The sequence below is a fragment of the Haematobacter genomosp. 1 genome (genome assembly GCF_002196855.1).
Lineage (GTDB): Bacteria > Pseudomonadota > Alphaproteobacteria > Rhodobacterales > Rhodobacteraceae > Haematobacter.
Window position 1 is genome coordinate 170,943 of record NZ_NIPW01000010.1, and the last position, 15,229, is coordinate 186,171.

General features: G+C 64.5%; 20 protein-coding genes. 11 read left to right on the forward strand and 9 right to left on the reverse strand.

What is annotated here, in order from left to right:
• The first annotated feature begins 72 nt into the window (after positions 1–72).
• Entirely contained in the window at positions 73–792 is a 720-nt protein-coding gene (gene ctrA, locus CDV49_RS07115) for a response regulator transcription factor CtrA (protein WP_088214857.1), read from the forward strand.
• A 56-nt stretch (positions 793–848) separates the two neighbouring features.
• Positions 849–1,850, forward strand: a complete 1,002-nt coding sequence (locus CDV49_RS07120; RefSeq protein WP_088214858.1) for an LLM class flavin-dependent oxidoreductase — start codon at positions 849–851, stop codon at positions 1,848–1,850.
• A gap of 59 nt (positions 1,851–1,909) precedes the next feature.
• Here CDV49_RS07120 and CDV49_RS07125 read toward each other — a convergent pair whose 3' ends face one another.
• A complete protein-coding gene (locus tag CDV49_RS07125; protein WP_088215032.1) occupies positions 1,910–2,632 on the reverse strand; it encodes a Bax inhibitor-1/YccA family protein in 723 nt (240 codons plus the stop codon).
• Between the two features lie 157 nt (positions 2,633–2,789).
• Positions 2,790–3,026 carry a DUF1127 domain-containing protein gene (locus CDV49_RS20975; protein ID WP_088214859.1) on the reverse strand — a complete coding sequence of 79 codons (237 nt, stop codon included), beginning with the start codon at positions 3,024–3,026 and terminating at the stop codon, positions 2,790–2,792.
• Positions 3,027–3,150: 124 nt separating this feature from the next.
• On the opposite strand from CDV49_RS20975, the gene CDV49_RS07135 reads away from it, so the two are divergent.
• From CDV49_RS07135 to hisN, 3 genes are all read left to right on the forward strand, one after another.
• Positions 3,151–4,041, forward strand: coding sequence for a LysR family transcriptional regulator (locus CDV49_RS07135; RefSeq protein ID WP_088214860.1), 891 nt, complete (start codon positions 3,151–3,153; stop codon positions 4,039–4,041).
• 239 nt (positions 4,042–4,280) lie between these two features.
• A complete protein-coding gene (locus CDV49_RS07140; protein WP_088214861.1) occupies positions 4,281–4,640 on the forward strand; it encodes a helix-turn-helix domain-containing protein in 360 nt (119 codons plus the stop codon).
• 92 nt (positions 4,641–4,732) lie between these two features.
• Positions 4,733–5,533 (forward strand): histidinol-phosphatase, encoded by an 801-nt coding sequence (hisN, locus tag CDV49_RS07145; RefSeq protein ID WP_088214862.1) that lies wholly within the window; start codon positions 4,733–4,735, stop codon positions 5,531–5,533.
• A 22-nt stretch (positions 5,534–5,555) separates the two neighbouring features.
• Here the strand turns inward: hisN and epmA are convergent, their stop codons facing one another.
• Positions 5,556–6,605, reverse strand: coding sequence for an EF-P lysine aminoacylase EpmA (epmA, locus tag CDV49_RS07150; RefSeq protein ID WP_088214863.1), 1,050 nt, complete (start codon positions 6,603–6,605; stop codon positions 5,556–5,558).
• Positions 6,606–6,729: 124 nt separating this feature from the next.
• Here epmA and efp point away from each other — a divergent pair, with 124 nt between their 5' ends.
• A complete protein-coding gene (gene efp, locus CDV49_RS07155) occupies positions 6,730–7,296 on the forward strand; it encodes an elongation factor P (protein WP_088214864.1) in 567 nt (188 codons plus the stop codon).
• 314 nt (positions 7,297–7,610) lie between these two features.
• Here efp and CDV49_RS07160 read toward each other — a convergent pair whose 3' ends face one another.
• Together CDV49_RS07160 and CDV49_RS20675 are read right to left on the reverse strand one after the other, a co-directional pair.
• Positions 7,611–7,802, reverse strand: coding sequence for a heavy-metal-associated domain-containing protein (locus CDV49_RS07160; RefSeq protein ID WP_088214865.1), 192 nt, complete (start codon positions 7,800–7,802; stop codon positions 7,611–7,613).
• Between the two features lie 66 nt (positions 7,803–7,868).
• Entirely contained in the window at positions 7,869–8,678 is an 810-nt protein-coding gene (locus tag CDV49_RS20675; RefSeq protein ID WP_218821913.1) for a zinc-ribbon domain-containing protein, read from the reverse strand.
• Between the two features lie 155 nt (positions 8,679–8,833).
• Between CDV49_RS20675 and CDV49_RS07170 the strand changes: the two genes are divergently transcribed.
• Genes CDV49_RS07170 through CDV49_RS07185 form a run of 4 tightly spaced genes read left to right on the forward strand, consistent with a single transcriptional unit; the run spans position 8,834 to position 11,761 of the window.
• On the forward strand, positions 8,834–9,508 hold the full coding sequence (locus CDV49_RS07170; RefSeq protein ID WP_088214866.1) for a cell division ATP-binding protein FtsE: 675 nt from the start codon (positions 8,834–8,836) through the stop codon (positions 9,506–9,508).
• A 5-nt stretch (positions 9,509–9,513) separates the two neighbouring features.
• The gene (locus CDV49_RS07175; protein ID WP_088215033.1) at positions 9,514–10,410 is read left to right on the forward strand and encodes a cell division protein FtsX; all 897 of its coding nucleotides are present in this window, start codon (positions 9,514–9,516) and stop codon (positions 10,408–10,410) included.
• A complete protein-coding gene (locus tag CDV49_RS07180) occupies positions 10,410–11,159 on the forward strand; it encodes a lysophospholipid acyltransferase family protein (RefSeq protein WP_088215034.1) in 750 nt (249 codons plus the stop codon). Before CDV49_RS07175 ends, CDV49_RS07180 begins: the two co-directional genes overlap by 1 nt.
• Positions 11,156–11,761 carry a pyridoxamine 5'-phosphate oxidase family protein gene (locus tag CDV49_RS07185; protein ID WP_088214867.1) on the forward strand — a complete coding sequence of 202 codons (606 nt, stop codon included), beginning with the start codon at positions 11,156–11,158 and terminating at the stop codon, positions 11,759–11,761. The genes CDV49_RS07180 and CDV49_RS07185 overlap by 4 nt, the downstream gene beginning before the upstream one ends.
• Before the next feature lie 91 nt (positions 11,762–11,852).
• On the opposite strand, the gene CDV49_RS07190 is transcribed toward CDV49_RS07185, so the two are convergent.
• The 3 genes from CDV49_RS07190 to hisF all read right to left on the reverse strand — a co-directional run bounded on the left by CDV49_RS07190 (position 11,853) and on the right by hisF (position 13,956).
• Positions 11,853–12,812 carry an acetyl-CoA carboxylase carboxyltransferase subunit alpha gene (locus CDV49_RS07190; RefSeq protein ID WP_088214868.1) on the reverse strand — a complete coding sequence of 320 codons (960 nt, stop codon included), beginning with the start codon at positions 12,810–12,812 and terminating at the stop codon, positions 11,853–11,855.
• Between the two features lie 71 nt (positions 12,813–12,883).
• Positions 12,884–13,198: a phosphoribosyl-ATP diphosphatase gene (locus tag CDV49_RS07195; protein WP_035712832.1), complete on the reverse strand. Its 315-nt coding sequence runs from the start codon at positions 13,196–13,198 to the stop codon at positions 12,884–12,886.
• Positions 13,195–13,956: an imidazole glycerol phosphate synthase subunit HisF gene (gene hisF / locus CDV49_RS07200; RefSeq protein WP_088214869.1), complete on the reverse strand. Its 762-nt coding sequence runs from the start codon at positions 13,954–13,956 to the stop codon at positions 13,195–13,197. Before hisF ends, CDV49_RS07195 begins: the two co-directional genes overlap by 4 nt.
• A 141-nt stretch (positions 13,957–14,097) precedes the next feature.
• Here hisF and CDV49_RS07205 point away from each other — a divergent pair, with 141 nt between their 5' ends.
• Entirely contained in the window at positions 14,098–14,391 is a 294-nt protein-coding gene (locus CDV49_RS07205) for a YciI-like protein (protein ID WP_088215035.1), read from the forward strand.
• Here the strand turns inward: CDV49_RS07205 and hisA are convergent, their stop codons facing one another.
• Positions 14,392–15,114, reverse strand: coding sequence for a 1-(5-phosphoribosyl)-5-[(5-phosphoribosylamino)methylideneamino]imidazole-4-carboxamide isomerase (gene hisA, locus CDV49_RS07210; RefSeq protein WP_088214870.1), 723 nt, complete (start codon positions 15,112–15,114; stop codon positions 14,392–14,394).
• Positions 15,115–15,229: the final 115 nt, after the last annotated feature.

Consider the following 15,229-nt stretch of genomic DNA (forward strand, 5'->3'; position numbering starts at 1 on the left):
TTCATCCACGGTAACGTGTAATTAACCCTTCTACCGCAAGGTGAAAGCGTTAAGCCAACCGGAGGGATGATAATGCGAATTCTGCTGGTGGAGGATGATCCGACCACTGCGCGCAGCATCGAGCTGATGCTGAATCACGCGAACCTCAATGTCTATTGCACGGATATGGGGGAGGAGGGCATCGATCTCGCGAAGCTGTATGACTATGATCTGATTCTGCTGGATCTGAACCTGCCGGACATGAACGGTCATGAAGTGCTTCGCCAGCTTCGCATGGCACGGATCTCCACGCCGATCCTGATTCTCTCCGGGTCTGATGACACGGATTCGAAGATCAAGGGCTTCGGGTTCGGCGCGGATGACTACATGACCAAGCCATTTCACCGGGATGAGCTTATCGCGCGTATTCATGCGATCGTCCGCCGGTCCAAAGGGCATTCGCAACCGGTCATTCCGACCGGCAAGCTCAGCGTGAATCTGGATGCCAAAACGGTGGAAGTGGCTGGCCGCCGGGTGCACCTCACCGGCAAGGAATACCAGATGCTCGAACTGCTGAGCCTGCGTAAGGGCACGACGCTGACCAAGGAGATGTTTCTCAATCACCTCTATGGCGGCATGGATGAACCGGAGCTGAAGATCATCGACGTCTTCATCTGCAAGTTGCGCAAGAAGCTGTCGGAAGCGACAGGGGGGGAGAACTACATCGAAACGGTATGGGGGCGGGGCTACGTGCTGCGCGATCCGCTGGAAGAAGCAATGCCGGTGAACGCCAAAGCGGCGCTCAGCGCCTGAACCACGGTTCCATTCCTCCCTTTCTCGCCCCACATAGGGAGGGAAAGGGGAAGACAATGCAATATTCACTCCTCGACCTCGCGCCGATCTGCGAGGGGCAGAGCATCTCCCAAGCCTTTGCGAACAGTCGGGATCTTGCCCGGCATGCCGAGAAATGGGGATACCACCGGTTCTGGCTTGCCGAACACCACGGCATGCCGGGTATCGCCTCTGCGGCGACGGCCGTTGTCATCGGCAACGTTGCCGGAGCGACGGAACGCATCCGTGTGGGGGCAGGCGGCATTATGCTGCCCAACCACTCGCCGCTTGTGATCGCCGAGCAGTTCGGGACGCTGGCGGAACTCTATCCCGGGCGTATTGACCTCGGTCTTGGCCGGGCGCCCGGCACCGACATGGCGACCGCGCATGCCCTTCGGCGCAGTCACGACAATGGCGACGGCTTTCCGCAGGATGTCGTCGATCTCATGCGGTTCATGGGCGAGGCCGATCCCTCTGCCCGTATTCGTGCGGTGCCGGGCGAAGGAACGCATGTTCCGGTGTGGATTCTCGGCTCAAGCCTCTTCGGCGCTCAACTGGCGGCCTATTTGGGGCTACCATATGCCTTTGCCTCGCATTTCGCCCCTGCGATGCTGGCGCAGGCTGCGGAGACCTATCGCAGCAGCTTTCGCCCCTCCCCTCACCTGGAAAAGCCGCATTTCATGATGGCGATAGGCGTATTTGCCGCCGATACGGACGTGGAGGCGGATTATCTGCGCAGTTCGATGATCTTGTCATTCGCGCGCCTGCGCACCGGCCAACCGGGTAAATTTCCCCCGCCGGTCAGGGATATCGAACGCCAGATACCCGCTTCCGTTCGTGCTTCGGTGGGAGAGGCGCTGTCCTGCTCCGCTACTGGATCACCCGAAACCATCCGTCGGGAGTTGAGCGGGCTGATAGACCGGTATCGCCCTGATGAAGTCATGCTGACCGGGCAGATCTATGACCATGCTGCACGTTTGCATTCCTTCGACCTTGCAGCAAAGGCCATGCGGGAAATAGGCGCCGCCGCGATGGTCTAGTACCAAATGAAAAAGGGCCGGTCGTGATGACCGGCCCCTTTGTCTCGATAGCGACGCGCTTATTCGCGGTTGCCCATGAACTGCAGCAGGAACATGAACATGTTCAGGAAGTTCAGGTAGAGGCTCAGCGCACCCATGATGGCGGATTTGCCCAGCCATTCGGAGTCGCCGCCGGCCGCCATCTGCACATAGGTGGTCTTGATGTTCTGGGTGTCATAAGCCGTCAGTCCGGCAAAGATCAGCACACCGATCACCGAAATCGCGAACATCACCGCCGGCGAGCCGAGGAAGATGTTTACGATGGATGCAACGATCAGCCCGATCAGGCCCATGACAAGGAAAGTGCCCATGCCCGACAGGTTGCGCTTCGTCGTATAGCCGTAAAGGCTCAGACCGGCGAAGGCGATGGCGGTGACAAGGAACGTCTGCGCGATCGAGATGCCGGTGTAAGCGGCAAAGATATAGCTTATCGACAGGCCCATAAGCGCGGCGAAGAGGAAGAACACCCCTTGCGCGGCGGATTGGCTAAGCCGGTTGATCATGGCGCTGAAACCGAAAACCACGGCCAGCGGCGCAAACATCACCACCCATTTCAGCGGCGAGCCGAAAATCTGGGCCAGCAGCGCCGGGTTGGAGCCAACGAACCAGGCCACAATCGCCGTCACGCCGAGACCGGCGGACATAAGTCCGTAGACCTTGTTCATGTGAGCGCGAAGACCCTCATCGATCTGCGCGGTTCGGACACCCGCCTGACCCATGCGGACCGAATTGTAGTCTGCCATCAATTCCTCCATATATTCAGGGATCTCCCCGGTTCCGAACGGAGACCAGGCGACCTCCTTCAATATCGGTATGACGGCAATATGTTTCAAGCCGGTTAAGCCCCCGACTAAGCCCCCGGCCGCGAAGGCCGGGAACCGCCGTCTCAGCGCTGGTCGGTCAGCGCCGCCAGTGCCGGGGTGCATCCCAGGCGGGCCGCTTCACTTCGCCTTCCGCTTCGTGTCGCGTGAGCCCGATATCAGCGAGGAGCCTGTCGTCCAGAGCGGAAAGGTGCAGCCGCTGACGACGGAGGGATTGCGCGTCAAGCACGCGATCCGTGAGTGATTTCCGGGTGTTGCGGGCCGCTTCAGCATTCCTTGCGAAACGGCTGAAGGGAGCTGTGAATACACCGAACATGATCCGACCTCTTCTTTTGACCGGGGCCTTCCAACCGGTCTCCTACGATTTCTGTTGTCAGATATGATGCTTGGCGTGGTATAATGAAAACGAATGTTTGTGCTGTATGCCATCAAGGTGTGTGATGATCAGAAACCTCGATCTTGTCGCCCTGCGCTCATTTGTCACGGTGGCTGAATCCGGCGGTGTCACGCGTGCCGCCGGTCTGCTCAACCTGACCCAATCGGCGGTTTCCATGCAGATCCGGCGATTGGAGGATGCACTCGATCTTCAGCTCTTCTGCCGAAGCGCGCGGCGGATGTCGTTGTCGGCCGAAGGGGAGCAGCTCCTTACATATGCGCGGAGAATGCTGGACCTGAATGACGAAGCGCTCGCCCGGCTGACTGCGGATGTCTATAAAGGCGAGCTGCGTATCGGTGTGCCGCATGACATCGTTTATCCGCAGATTCCGATGATCCTCCAGCGGTTCGCCGCTCTTTACCCGCGAATGAGGATCAATCTCGTCTCCTCGTTCACGACCACGCTGAAAGCTTCCTTCGGACGCGGAGAGCTGGATTTCATCCTGACGACGGAGGAAAATGTGGGCGAGGACGGCGAAGTGCTGGCTGAGCGGGAGCTGGTGTGGATCGGTGCGCCGGGCGGAATGGCGGCGCAGAAGCGGCCGCTGCGGCTGGCGTTCGAGGAGCGCTGCAGGTTCCGGCCTCTGGCGATCGCGGCGCTCGATCGGGCCGACATACCTTGGGAAATGGCGTTCGACGGGCAATCGGAACATGTGATGGAGGCGACTGCGGCGGCCGACCTGGCCGTCACTGTGCGGATCGGCGGTGGGCTTCCGCAAGGTTGCGCTCCCGTCCCGTCGGAGGCCAATTTGCCGGACCTTGGCTGGACGCAGATCTGCCTCTATCGGGCGGGCGGCGGCAACAAGGAGATTCGCGACGCGCTCGCCCAAGCCTTCCGTCAGGCTTATGGAGGGCAGGGGTTGCGCGAGCCTCTCCGCCTGCACGTTGCAGAATAGGAAATAAGCAGCGACATTTTCGCTTTCTGCAAATGAAATGTGGAAAATGCCCTTGGTTTTTCTTCTAAAATTTTCCAAAAACCAGAGCGAACCCGCACAAACCTGTTCCCCCCTGAGTTGATAAAAGTTATAAAAGTAATTGCCGAGACTTTTTCTGTCTCCGGCATTCTGGTTGGCACGAAATTTGCTTATTTAGGTTATGGGCGCCGTTCGGTTTCCCGGTTAGTGAGGAGTGAGTGATGAAGCACCCCGTCGATGTGCATGTCGGCAAGCGCGTCCGCCATCGTCGTTGGATGGTCGGCATGACGCAGCAGCAGCTTGCGGACAAAGTCGGCATCAAGTTCCAGCAGATCCAGAAATATGAGACAGGGATGAACCGCATCAGCGCATCCCGTCTGTGGGATATCGCCGAGGCGCTCGCGGTACCGGTCAGCTTCTTCTTCGAAGGGCTGGAATCGGAAGCACCGGACAGGGTTGCCGAGGGCGACATCCTTGCCGACAAGGAAGCGCTTGAACTCGTCCGCTCCTACTACGCGATCCCCGAAAACCAGCGCCGCCGGCTGTTCGAACTTGCCCGTGTTCTCAGCGACGCGGCCTGAAAGCCGCCGGTTTGAAGGCTCCCCCCCATGTCCGGCCCGCTTGACGGGCCGGACATGGATCGCTACCGGCAATTTAACTGCCGGAGCATATCATGACGATTGACGCAGAAACCCGCGCCGCCCTCATCACAACGGCGGATGCCTTGGCCGATGCGGCCCGCGCAGCGACGCTGCGACATTTTCGCAGCTTCGACCTCTCCGCGGAGAGCAAGGAAACCGCCCGGTTCGATCCTGTCACCGTGGCGGACCGGCTGGCGGAGCAGGAGATGCGCGCCATCCTCTCTCGGCAACGCCCGCGGGATGCCATCCTCGGAGAGGAATTCGGCCGCACGGCGGGCAGCAGTGGCCTGACCTGGGTGCTCGACCCGATCGACGGTACGCGCGGCTATCTTTCCGGCACGCCGACCTGGGGCGTGTTGATCTCCGTTGCGGATGCGGATGGCCCTGTGTTCGGGCTGATCGACCAACCCTATATCGGCGAGCGTTTCCGGGGCGGTCTCGGCGTGGCGGAGATGGACGGCCCGCAAGGGCGGCGGGTCCTGAAGACCCGTGCGCCCCGCACGCTTTCGCAGGCCATCCTGTTCTCGACCTTTCCCGAAGTCGGCACCCCTGAGGAAGGGGAGGCTTTCCGGCGAGTATCGGAAGCCGCGCGCCTCACGCGCTACGGGATGGATTGCTACGCCTATGCATTGGTTGCTGCCGGGCAGATCGACCTCGTGATCGAAGCGGGCCTGCAACCCTATGATGTGCAGGCGCCCATTGCGGTGATCGAAGCGGCGGGCGGCATGGTGACCGACTGGCGTGGAGGGCCCGCGCATGAGGGCGGGCGCATCCTTGCCGCCGCCAATGCGGAAATCCATGCCGAAGCACTGGCGTTGTTGAACGGCAGCTGATCGCAGGGGCGCGCCGCGCCGGTCAGGCGATAGGCGTCCAGACAACCATATCGATCCGGGGAGCACCGGTCGCGAGCATCACCAGCCGGTCGAACCCCAGCGCGATACCGCTCGCGGGAGGCATCTGCGGCAGGGCTGCGAGAAAATCCTCGTCCAGAGGGTAGCGCTCGCCATAGACGCGCTGTTTTTCGTCCATTTCGGTAATGAAACGGCGCCGTTGTTCGATGGCATCCGTCAGTTCGCCGAACCCGTTGGCCAGTTCGACCCCGCAGGCGTAAAGCTCGAACCGCTCCGCCACCCGCATGTCATCGGGCGCCCTGCGGGCCAGCGCCGCCTCCACCGCCGGATAGCGGTCGAGAACGGTGGGCCGGCCCAGCCCCAGATGCGGCTCCACCCGCTCCACAAGAATGCGGGAGAGGATGTCGGACCAGGTGTCATCTTCCGCAACACGCGTGCCGATCATGCGCGCGGCGCTGGCCAGAGACTCGCGATCCGGCTGGCCGTCGGGAGACAACGTCGCCAGCAGGTCGATCCCGGCATGGCGGTCAAAGGCGTCGGCCACGCTCAACCGCTCCGGGGGTGCAAAGGGATCGCAGGTCCGGTCGCGAAAGCGGAACAGTGTCGCGCCCGTCGCCGTCGCCGTCGCCGTCGCGGCGAGGCGCATGATCTCCGCACAATCCGCCATCAGCTGCTCATAGGGCGCGCCTGCGCGATACCATTCCAGCATGGTGAATTCCGGGCTGTGCAGCGCGCCGCGCTCCCGGTTGCGCCAGACATGGGCAAAGGCGGCGATGCGCGGCTCTCCCGCTGCCAGCAGCTTCTTCATCGCGAATTCGGGGGAGGTGTGCAGATACATCGGACACGTCTCGCCCGCATTGCCGATGGCCTGCGTGGCAAAGGCGTGGAGATGTGCCTCGTTCCCGGGAGAGACCTGTAGCGCCGCGGGATCGACTTCGACGAAATCCTGTGCCGCGAACCAGCCGCGCAGTGCGGCCTGAATGCGGTTCCGGGCCAGAAGCAGGGGGCGGCGGTCGGCGTGGCGGTCGGGCGTCCACCAGGGCGTATCGGTCATGGGCGGAGTGTCCTGCGGCTTTCGGCTGGAATTTCCGGGCAGGATGCGCTAGGGCCTCCGGCCAAGTGGCGGGGGCTTACGCGGCCCGCTGCCAAAGCTCAAGGACAAGATCAAGGGAAAACCCGTGAAAGTCATCGCCTCCTCGCTCCGCAAGGGCAATGTCGTCGAACTGGAGGGTCGGCTCTATGTCGTCCTCAAGGCCGAGAACTTCCATCCCGGCAAAGGCACGCCGACCACCTCCGTGGACATGCGCCGCATCTCCGACGGGGTGAAGGTTGCCGAACGCTGGCGCACCACCGAGATGGTGGAGAAGGCCACGGTGGATGAGCGTGAATACGACTTCCTCTACGAGGACGGCGAAGGGTTCCACTTCATGAACCCGGACAACTACGAGCAGCTTACCGTCTCCGCCGATGTGGTGGGCGACGACAAGGTGTTCCTGACCGACGGGATCAAGGTTTATCTGCGGACGTTTGAAGGCGTCGCCATCGCCATGGAACTGCCGCAGAAGCTGGTCGTGGAGATCGCGGAAACCGAGCCGGTGGTGAAGGGGCAGACCGCCTCCTCCTCCTACAAGCCCGCGCTGGCCACGAACGGCGTGCGTGTCATGGTCCCGCCGCATATCGGGGCGGGCACGCGCATCGTCATCTCCACCGCCGACAACAGCTATGTGGAGCGTGCGAAAGACTGATCTTTCGGACGGCTTGAAGATCAAAGGCTGCCGGGGAGAACCGGCAGCCTTTTTCATGCGCGAGAGCGAAAACCGCGGGATGGTTTTCGCAGACCGCAGACCGCAGACCGCCAAACTTCATACTCCAGCAGGCTGCTGAAAAAGTCCTGAAGTGTAATGCCTATGTGCCGGAAATCGGAAGATCGGCCCGGAAATGCCCGGAAGTCTATAGTTTTCCGGCTGGATTTGGTCAGATTGCGAAGGATTTCCGCTCCAACACAGGCCAAAAGTCTTTTTCAGCAGCCTGCCAGGGGCGGACAAGCGGCTCAGGCCTTTTACGGCGCTTCCGGGGTGTAGCCTGCATCGCGGATGACCTCAGCCGCCCGGGCGGCATCGCCGTTCACCGACACCAGATGACGGGGAAGATCGATCTCCACCTCCGCCTCCGGCATGGCCTGCGCGAATGCCTTTTGGATCGTCGCGACGCAATGTCCGCAACTCATGTCATTGACGATGAAGTTCTGCATGGACGCCTCCTGTCTCTCCCCCAGATATGGTCCTTCCAGTTGGGGGAAGGTCAAGAGGCGCCCGGATCAGTCCTGCAGCGCGCTGATCAGGGGCGCCGCCAGATCACGGAGCCAGCTTCGCGCGGCGTTCACATTCTCCACATAGGTGGTGATGTAGGGCGCGAGACCCGGCATATCCTCCGCCAGACCCGGGCCGACGATATAAAGCGCGACGAGACAGGCAACGAGCAGGAGGCCACAGGCAAATCCGATGTGGAAGCGCCGCCGGCCGCGCTCGCTTTCCTCCTCGTTGACAAAATCCTCCAACGCCTGATTCACCGGCATGTCAACCGGGCCGGGAGCCGGTTCCCAGTTGCGGGGACGGGCAGGGGAGGCCACGGGTTGCGCAGATTTTGCCGGTGACGGCACGGCGGCTTCGCGAGGCGCGGTATCCTGCGGCTGCCCCCGCTCCTGCGGCCGGTCCATGCCCTGCGACTGGCCCACATCCTGCGGCTGGCTCACGTCTTGCGGTCGGTCCACATCCTGCGGTCGGCCCGCATCCTGCGCTTCGCCAATGGCGGGAGCACTCGGAGGGGCGGCGGGCGCAGGTTTCGGGGGCTGGAGCGTCGCCTGCGGGGCGGGGGTCTCGGCTTCGCTTTGGTGATTCGCGCTGCGACGCGCCTCCGCCTCGCGGGCGGCCTCTTCCCGCAGGACGTTCAGCACGCCCTCGTCCACCGGCCTCCGGGGCAAGGGAGCGGGAGTTGCGGATGTCGCATCCTCCCGCGTCTGGAACCAACTGTGGCCGCATGCGGCGCATTGCACCTCCCGCCCCTGGGGGGGGATCGCCGTATCGGAAATCTCGTACTGCGCACCGCAGTTCGCGCAAATCAGCCGCATCTGCCCTCGACCCGCGTCTCGCGGTGGATCCTAACTTTGCGCTGTTGTAACAAGGCGCCGACGTCAATCCAACCCCGGCTCTACCGGTGGATGAAACGTCCAGTGCGGTCGCAGAAACCGCGCCGGCGCGGGGCCGGGCAGCATCGGAGAAGTCGTTGATCGAATTTCAGAACGTCGCCTACAGCTATGGCGGAGGGGAGTTGCTGGCCGACATGTCACTGCGCCTTGCTCCCGGATCGTTCCACTTCCTGACCGGGCCTTCCGGCGCGGGCAAGACCACGTTCCTCAAGCTGTGTTACGGGGAGCTTGTGCCGACCAGCGGCGCGCTGCGCATCTTCGGAGAGGAGGTGACCGGCCTTCCGCGCGACGCCGTCGCCGACATGCGCCAGCGGATCGGTGTCGTGCATCAGGACTGCCAGTTCCTTGACCACCTGCCGTTGGCGGAGAATATCGAACTGCCGCTCACCGTCGCCGGACGAGGGGAGGAGGCGGAAGCCTATCTTCAGGAACTGCTGGCCTGGGTCGGCCTGTCCCGTCATGCGGAGGCGCTGCCGCCCGAACTCTCCGGCGGGGAGCGGCAGCGCGCGGCGCTGGCGCGGGCGATCATCACCTCTCCCGATGTGATTCTGGCCGACGAGCCGACGGGCAACGTGGACTGGGACATGGCGCAGCGTCTGATATCGTTGCTCATCGAACTCAACCGGATGGGCAAGGCAGTGGTGATTGCCACCCATGACATGAACCTGATCCGCTGGGCCAAGGGGCGGGTAGCGGCGCGCGTGCTCCGCATCCGGGGCCGCCGGGTGCAACTTGCGGGGGTGGACCTGTGAACGCGTTGACCGCCTATCTTTCCTCCCTCCTCGCCCTTCTCCAGCCGGACGGCGCGTCCGACCGGGTGGTGCCGCCCTCCGGCAATGCGGCGAAGCTCACGCTGTTCACCGCTGCGGCCATGGCTTTCCTCGCCGTCTTTGCACTGGCGCTGTCCACTGCAGCGGGGCGCATCGCCGCGGACTGGTCCTCCGCGCTTGACGGGTCGATCACGCTCCGTATCTCCGCCCCGGAGGAGGAGATGGCCCGCCAGACGGAGACCGCGCTTTCCGTTCTTGCCTCCACTCCGGCCGTGTCTGGCGCGCGCGCGCTTTCGGCGGATGAGGCGCGTGCCCTGCTGGAGCCGTGGTTCGGTCCCGATCTCCCCGTGGAGGAGCTGCCGATCCCTCAGCTCATCGAGGCCCGCACCGTCAGCGGTTTCGACATCGATGCGCTTCGCCTCCGGTTGAGTGCCGAAGTGCCGGGCGCGGTGGTGGACGACCACAGCCGCTGGCGCGCACCGCTTGTTTCGGCCGCGAACCGGCTGCGTCTTCTGGGTGTCGCCTCCGTGCTGGTGATCGGCGCGACGACGGCGGCGATGATCGCGCTGGCCGTGGGCGCTGCGCTTTCGGCCAATGCGCAGACGATCCGCGTGCTCCGGCTGGTGGGCGCGCGGGACAGCTATATCGCGCAGGCTTTCGTGCGGCGCTTTACCTTTCGGGCGCTCGGCGGCGCGGCGGTGGGCACCGTGATTGCACTGCTCGCGCTGGCGCTGCTGCCCTCGGGGGAAGATGCGGTGCTGAAAGGGCTGGGCTTCCATGGCGCTGGGTGGCTCTGGCCGGTGCTCGTTCCGCTGGCCGCAGCCGCGGTTGCGCTTGCCGCGACCCGGACGGCGGCCTTGAGGACATTGCGCGGCTTCCAATGATGCGGCGGTTCCTGCCTCTCCAGTATCTCCTCTCGGTCGTGTTCATCGCGCAGATGTACGTGATGATGGCGGTGATCGCGGTGGTGTTCGCGCCCGCGGTCCTGCTGCGGCGGGAGGTCGCCTATACCGCCTGCCGGACCTATTGTCGCTGGGTCCGCTGGTCGGCGCGCTGGATCGTCGGGCTGTCCTCCGAAATCCGGGGCGATGTGCCGGAGGATGAGGTTCTCATCGCCTCCAAGCATCAGTCGTTCTTCGATATCATCCTGATCGTCTCCGCCGTGCCGCGGCCGAAGTTCGTGATGAAGAAGGAACTGCTCCGGGCCCCCATCGTCGGCTTCTATGCCAAGCGCATCGGCTGTGTTGCAGTTGATCGCGCCAAGCGGGGTAAGGCGCTGCGCCAGATGGTCGCCCAGGTGGCGGCGGGGCGGTCCATGCCGGGGCAGCTCATCATCTTCCCGCAGGGCACCCGCGTCGCTCCCGGCGCGACAGAGCGCTACAAGGGGGGCGCCGCCGCGCTCTATCTGGAACTGGGAGAGGATTGCGTTCCCGCGGCGACGAATGTCGGCGTGTTCTGGCCGCGGCATGGGGTGCTCAGGCGTCCGGGTCACGCTGTGCTGGAATTTCTGCCGCGCATCGCGCCCGGCCTTGAACATCACGCCTTTCTGGAAACACTGGAGCGGAGGGTCGAAACCGCTTCCGATGCGCTGATGCGGGAGGCAGGTTTCCCGGTGCGGGAGACGCTGACATGAAAACCATCACCGATATCACGGCGCTGGAAGCGCTCTACGGCATGCCTGCGCCCGCCGCCGCCCGCAAGGTCACGCCAGGCCTGACGCCGGAGTATCGCCGCTGGGTGGAGGCATCGCGTTTCTGCCTGGTGGCGACGGTCGGGCCGGAGGGCACGGACTGCTCTCCGCGCGGCGACGACGGGTCGGTGGTCAGGATCGCCGACGACAGGACGCTCTTCCTGCCGGACTGGAAGGGCAATGACCGGATCGACACGCTGCGGAACGTCGTGCGCGATCCGCGCCTCTCCCTGCTGTTCATGGTGCCGGGCTCCAACAACGTCCTTCGCGTGAACGGGCTTGGCGCTGTCACGGCGGACGACGATCTTCGCGAGAGTTTCGCGCGAAAGGGCGTGCTGCCGCGCAGCGTCCTGATCATCGAGACGCAGGAAGTCTACTTCCAGTGCGCGCGGGCGATCATGCGGTCCCGCCTGTGGACGGCAGGGGATGAGGCGGCTGGCCTGCCCACGCCGGGAGAGATGCTCGTCGCCGCGACCGCCGGGCAGGTGGGCGGGCCGGAATATGACCGGACATGGCCGGAGCGCGCGGCAAAAACGATGTGGTGACCGGAGACCGGGCATGTCCGCGCATATGGCCGCGTCGAACATGCCTGTGCCGTGCTTTTGGTTTCAGACCGCGCGCCTGAACCCGTTCCGTTCAGGCAGCGAGGCTCTTTGAGCCCATGTCGAGGAACTTCCGCCGCCGCTCCCGGATCAGATCCTCGCGACCCATGCCGTCAAGCTCGCCCAGCATCGCCGCGATGGCCTTGCCCACACCGTCGATCGCCGCTGCCGGGTCACGTTGTGCGCCGCCGAGCGGCTCCTTCACGATGCGGTCGATGACGCCGAGCTTGTGGAGATCCTGTGCGGTCAGCCGCAGGGCCTCCGCCGCCTCGCGCATCTTCTCCGCATCCTTCCACAGGATGGAGGCGCAGCCTTCCGGCGAGATCACCGAATAGACGGAGTGCTCCAGCATGGCGAGCCGGTTCGCCGTGGCAAAGGCCACAGCGCCGCCCGAGCCACCCTCGCCGATCACCACGCAGACCAGCGGCACGCCGATCTTGAGACACCTTTCCGTGGACCGCGCGATGGCCTCCGCCTGTCCGCGTTCCTCCGCCCCCTTGCCGGGATAGGCGCCGGGCGTATCCACCAGCGCCACCACCGGCAGCCGGAACCGGTCGGCCAGATCCATCAGCCGGATCGCCTTGCGATACCCTTCGGGCCGCGCCATGCCGAAGTTGCGGTCGATCCGGGTGGAGGTGTCATGCCCCTTTTCCTGACCGATCACGACCACCGGGCGGTCGTTGAACCGCGCGAGCCCGCCCATCACCGCGTGATCGTCCGCGAAGCCGCGGTCACCGGCGAGCGGCATCCAGTCGCTGAACAGGGCCTCGATATAGTCCTTGCAATGCGGCCGGTCCGGGTGGCGTGCGACGAGACATTTCTGCCAAGGCGTCAGCCCCTTGTAGAGATCGCGCAGCAGCGTCTCGGCCTTCTTGTCGAGGGCGGCGGCCTCCTTCTCGACATTCGTCTCCGGGTTGGCGCGCGCCATGTTCCGAAGTTCCTCCGCCTTGCCCTCGATCTCGGCCAGAGGCTTTTCGAATTCGAGATAGGTCATCCTGTGCTCCGCTTGGGTTTGACGGCTATATGGACCGAGGTCGGGCCGAATGCAACTTTCCGCCCCTTCTCCTACCGGGGGCGGGCGGCCTTCTCGGCGATGCCGGAGGTGCCTTCGCGCCGCTCCAGTTCTGCCATGACGGCGGAGAGAGGCACATCGCGCGCGGTCAGCATGACGAGCATGTGATAGAGCACGTCCGCCGCCTCCGACGCGAGCCGCTCCCGGTCACCCCGCACGGCCTCGATGATGGCCTCCACCGCCTCCTCGCCGAATTTCTCGGCGCATTTCTCCGGCCCGCGGGAAAGCAGCTTTGCCGTCCACGAGCTTTCGGGATCCGCGCCCTTGCGGGCCTCCACCGTGGCGGCCAGACGTTCGAGCGCGGTCATGCGAGCCTCATCGGAATACCGGCGGCGGCCATGTGCTCCTTGGCCTCGCGGATCGTGTAGGTGCCGAAATGGAAGATGGAAGCGGCGAGCACGGCAGAGGCATGGCCCTCCGTCACGCCTTCCACCAGATGGTCCAGCGTGCCGACGCCGCCGGAGGCGATCACGGGGATGGAGACCGCATCCGCCACGGCACGGGTGAGCGGGAGGTTGAAGCCTGCGCGCGTGCCGTCCCGGTCCATCGAGGTGAGAAGGATCTCGCCCGCCCCGCGCTCGGCCACCGTGCAGGCAAACTCCACGGCGTCGATCCCCGTGGACTTGCGACCGCCATGGGTGAAGATCTCCCAGCGACCGGGCTCGACCGTCTTGGCGTCGATGGCGACCACGATGCACTGGCTGCCGAAATGGTCTGCCGCGCGGGCCACGACATCCGGGTCGGCCACTGCGGCGGAGTTGAAGGACACCTTGTCCGCGCCCGCCAGCAACAGCGCGCGCACATCCGCAGGCGTCCGCACGCCGCCGCCCACCGTCAGCGGCATGAAGCAGCGCTCCGCCGTGCGGGTCACGAGGTCATACATCGTGCCGCGGTTCTCATGCGTCGCGTGGATGTCGAGAAAGCACAGCTCATCCGCCCCGGCGGCGTCGTAGGCTTCCGCCGCGGCGACGGGATCGCCTGCATCCACCAGATCGACGAAGTTGACGCCTTTCACCACGCGACCGTCGGCCACGTCCAGACAGGGGATGATGCGGGTCTTGAGCATGCTGAAAATCCTTCCCCGCGCGTCTTAGCGCAAAGCGGCGTCCGGGCCAATGGGCTCTGCCGGGCATGACCGTCAACATCGATAGGGCCGGTTGCGAAGGGCCTCGGACCTTGCGATGCTGCCCGGCAAAGGGAGCAGATGATGCACTGGCTTTTGATCTATGATTACGTGAACGATTATCTGGAGCGCAGGGAGGCGCTGCGGGCAGATCATCTGGCCCATGCGCGCGCGGCCGTGGCGCGGGGAGAGCTGGCTCTGGGGGGCGCCTTTGCCGATGAACCGCCGGGTGCGGTCATCATCTTCCGCGCGCCCTCGCGGGAGGTCGTCGAGAGGTTCGCGCGGGCCGACCCCTATGTGACCGGCGGTCTGGTGAGGGGCTGGACCGTCCGCCAATGGACGACCGTCGTGGGGGAAGGGGCGATGACGCCCCTCTGATCAGTCCTTGAGGACCGCCAGCGCCTCGCCAAGATCAATGGCGCCGTCGTAAAGCGCACGGCCGGAGATTGCGCCATTCAGCGGCGCCCCGGATCCTTTCAGGGCGACGAGATCCGCGAGGGAGGAAACCCCGCCCGAAGCGATCACCGGGATCGACACCGCCAGCGCCAGCGCGGCGGTGGCGGCGACGTTCGGCCCCTGCATGGCCCCGTCGCGGTCGATATCGGTGTAGATGATCGCAGCCACGCCCGCATCCTCAAACGAGCGGGCGAGGTCGGTGGCCTGCACCTCCGTCTCCTCCGCCCAGCCACGGGTTGCAACCCGGCCGCCGCGCGCGTCGATCCCCACGGCAACCTTGCCCGGAAAGGCGCGAGCCGCCTCCCGCACAAGCTCCGGCTTCTCCACTGCCACCGTCCCGAGGATCACCCGCGCCAGCCCGCGATCCAGCCAGCGCTCGATGGTGGCCATGTCGCGGATTCCACCCCCGAGCTGCGCGGGAACGTCAACCGCCGCCAGAATCGCCTCCACCGCCTCGGCGTTGACCGGATGGCCCGCAAAGGCGCCGTTCAGATCGACCAGATGCAGCCATTCGCACCCTGCGGCCACGAAGGCGCGCGCCTGTGCGGCCGGATCGTCGGAAAAGACCGTCGCCTGCTCCATGGCACCCTTGTAAAGGCGCACACATTGGCCGTCCTTGAGGTCGATCGCCGGATAAAGGATCATCTGCGCCCCTTTCGAGAAACTTCGCCCGCCTGATAGCCGGAAGCCACCCCGACGGGAAGGGGCGAAGGCCGCGGCCCCGAAACGGCCTCACCCCCTTGACCCTACGTCCAGACTT

Excerpts from the sequence above, each read along its gene's own strand:
- ctrA (WP_088214857.1), top strand. The coding sequence starts at position 73 with ATGCGAATTCTGCTGGTGGAGGATGATCCGACCACTGCGCGCAGCATC.
- CDV49_RS07120 (WP_088214858.1), top strand. The coding sequence starts at position 849 with ATGCAATATTCACTCCTCGACCTCGCGCCGATCTGCGAGGGGCAGAGC.
- CDV49_RS07125 (WP_088215032.1), bottom strand. The coding sequence starts at position 2,632 with ATGGCAGACTACAATTCGGTCCGCATGGGTCAGGCGGGTGTCCGAACC.
- CDV49_RS20975 (WP_088214859.1), bottom strand. The coding sequence starts at position 3,026 with ATGTTCGGTGTATTCACAGCTCCCTTCAGCCGTTTCGCAAGGAATGCT.
- CDV49_RS07135 (WP_088214860.1), top strand. The coding sequence starts at position 3,151 with ATGATCAGAAACCTCGATCTTGTCGCCCTGCGCTCATTTGTCACGGTG.
- CDV49_RS07140 (WP_088214861.1), top strand. The coding sequence starts at position 4,281 with ATGAAGCACCCCGTCGATGTGCATGTCGGCAAGCGCGTCCGCCATCGT.
- hisN (WP_088214862.1), top strand. The coding sequence starts at position 4,733 with ATGACGATTGACGCAGAAACCCGCGCCGCCCTCATCACAACGGCGGAT.
- epmA (WP_088214863.1), bottom strand. The coding sequence starts at position 6,605 with ATGACCGATACGCCCTGGTGGACGCCCGACCGCCACGCCGACCGCCGC.
- CDV49_RS07160 (WP_088214865.1), bottom strand. The coding sequence starts at position 7,802 with ATGCAGAACTTCATCGTCAATGACATGAGTTGCGGACATTGCGTCGCG.
- CDV49_RS20675 (WP_218821913.1), bottom strand. The coding sequence starts at position 8,678 with ATGCGGCTGATTTGCGCGAACTGCGGTGCGCAGTACGAGATTTCCGAT.
- CDV49_RS07180 (WP_088215034.1), top strand. The coding sequence starts at position 10,410 with ATGCGGCGGTTCCTGCCTCTCCAGTATCTCCTCTCGGTCGTGTTCATC.
- CDV49_RS07185 (WP_088214867.1), top strand. The coding sequence starts at position 11,156 with ATGAAAACCATCACCGATATCACGGCGCTGGAAGCGCTCTACGGCATG.
- CDV49_RS07190 (WP_088214868.1), bottom strand. The coding sequence starts at position 12,812 with ATGACCTATCTCGAATTCGAAAAGCCTCTGGCCGAGATCGAGGGCAAG.
- CDV49_RS07195 (WP_035712832.1), bottom strand. The coding sequence starts at position 13,198 with ATGACCGCGCTCGAACGTCTGGCCGCCACGGTGGAGGCCCGCAAGGGC.
- hisF (WP_088214869.1), bottom strand. The coding sequence starts at position 13,956 with ATGCTCAAGACCCGCATCATCCCCTGTCTGGACGTGGCCGACGGTCGC.
- CDV49_RS07205 (WP_088215035.1), top strand. The coding sequence starts at position 14,098 with ATGCACTGGCTTTTGATCTATGATTACGTGAACGATTATCTGGAGCGC.
- hisA (WP_088214870.1), bottom strand. The coding sequence starts at position 15,114 with ATGATCCTTTATCCGGCGATCGACCTCAAGGACGGCCAATGTGTGCGC.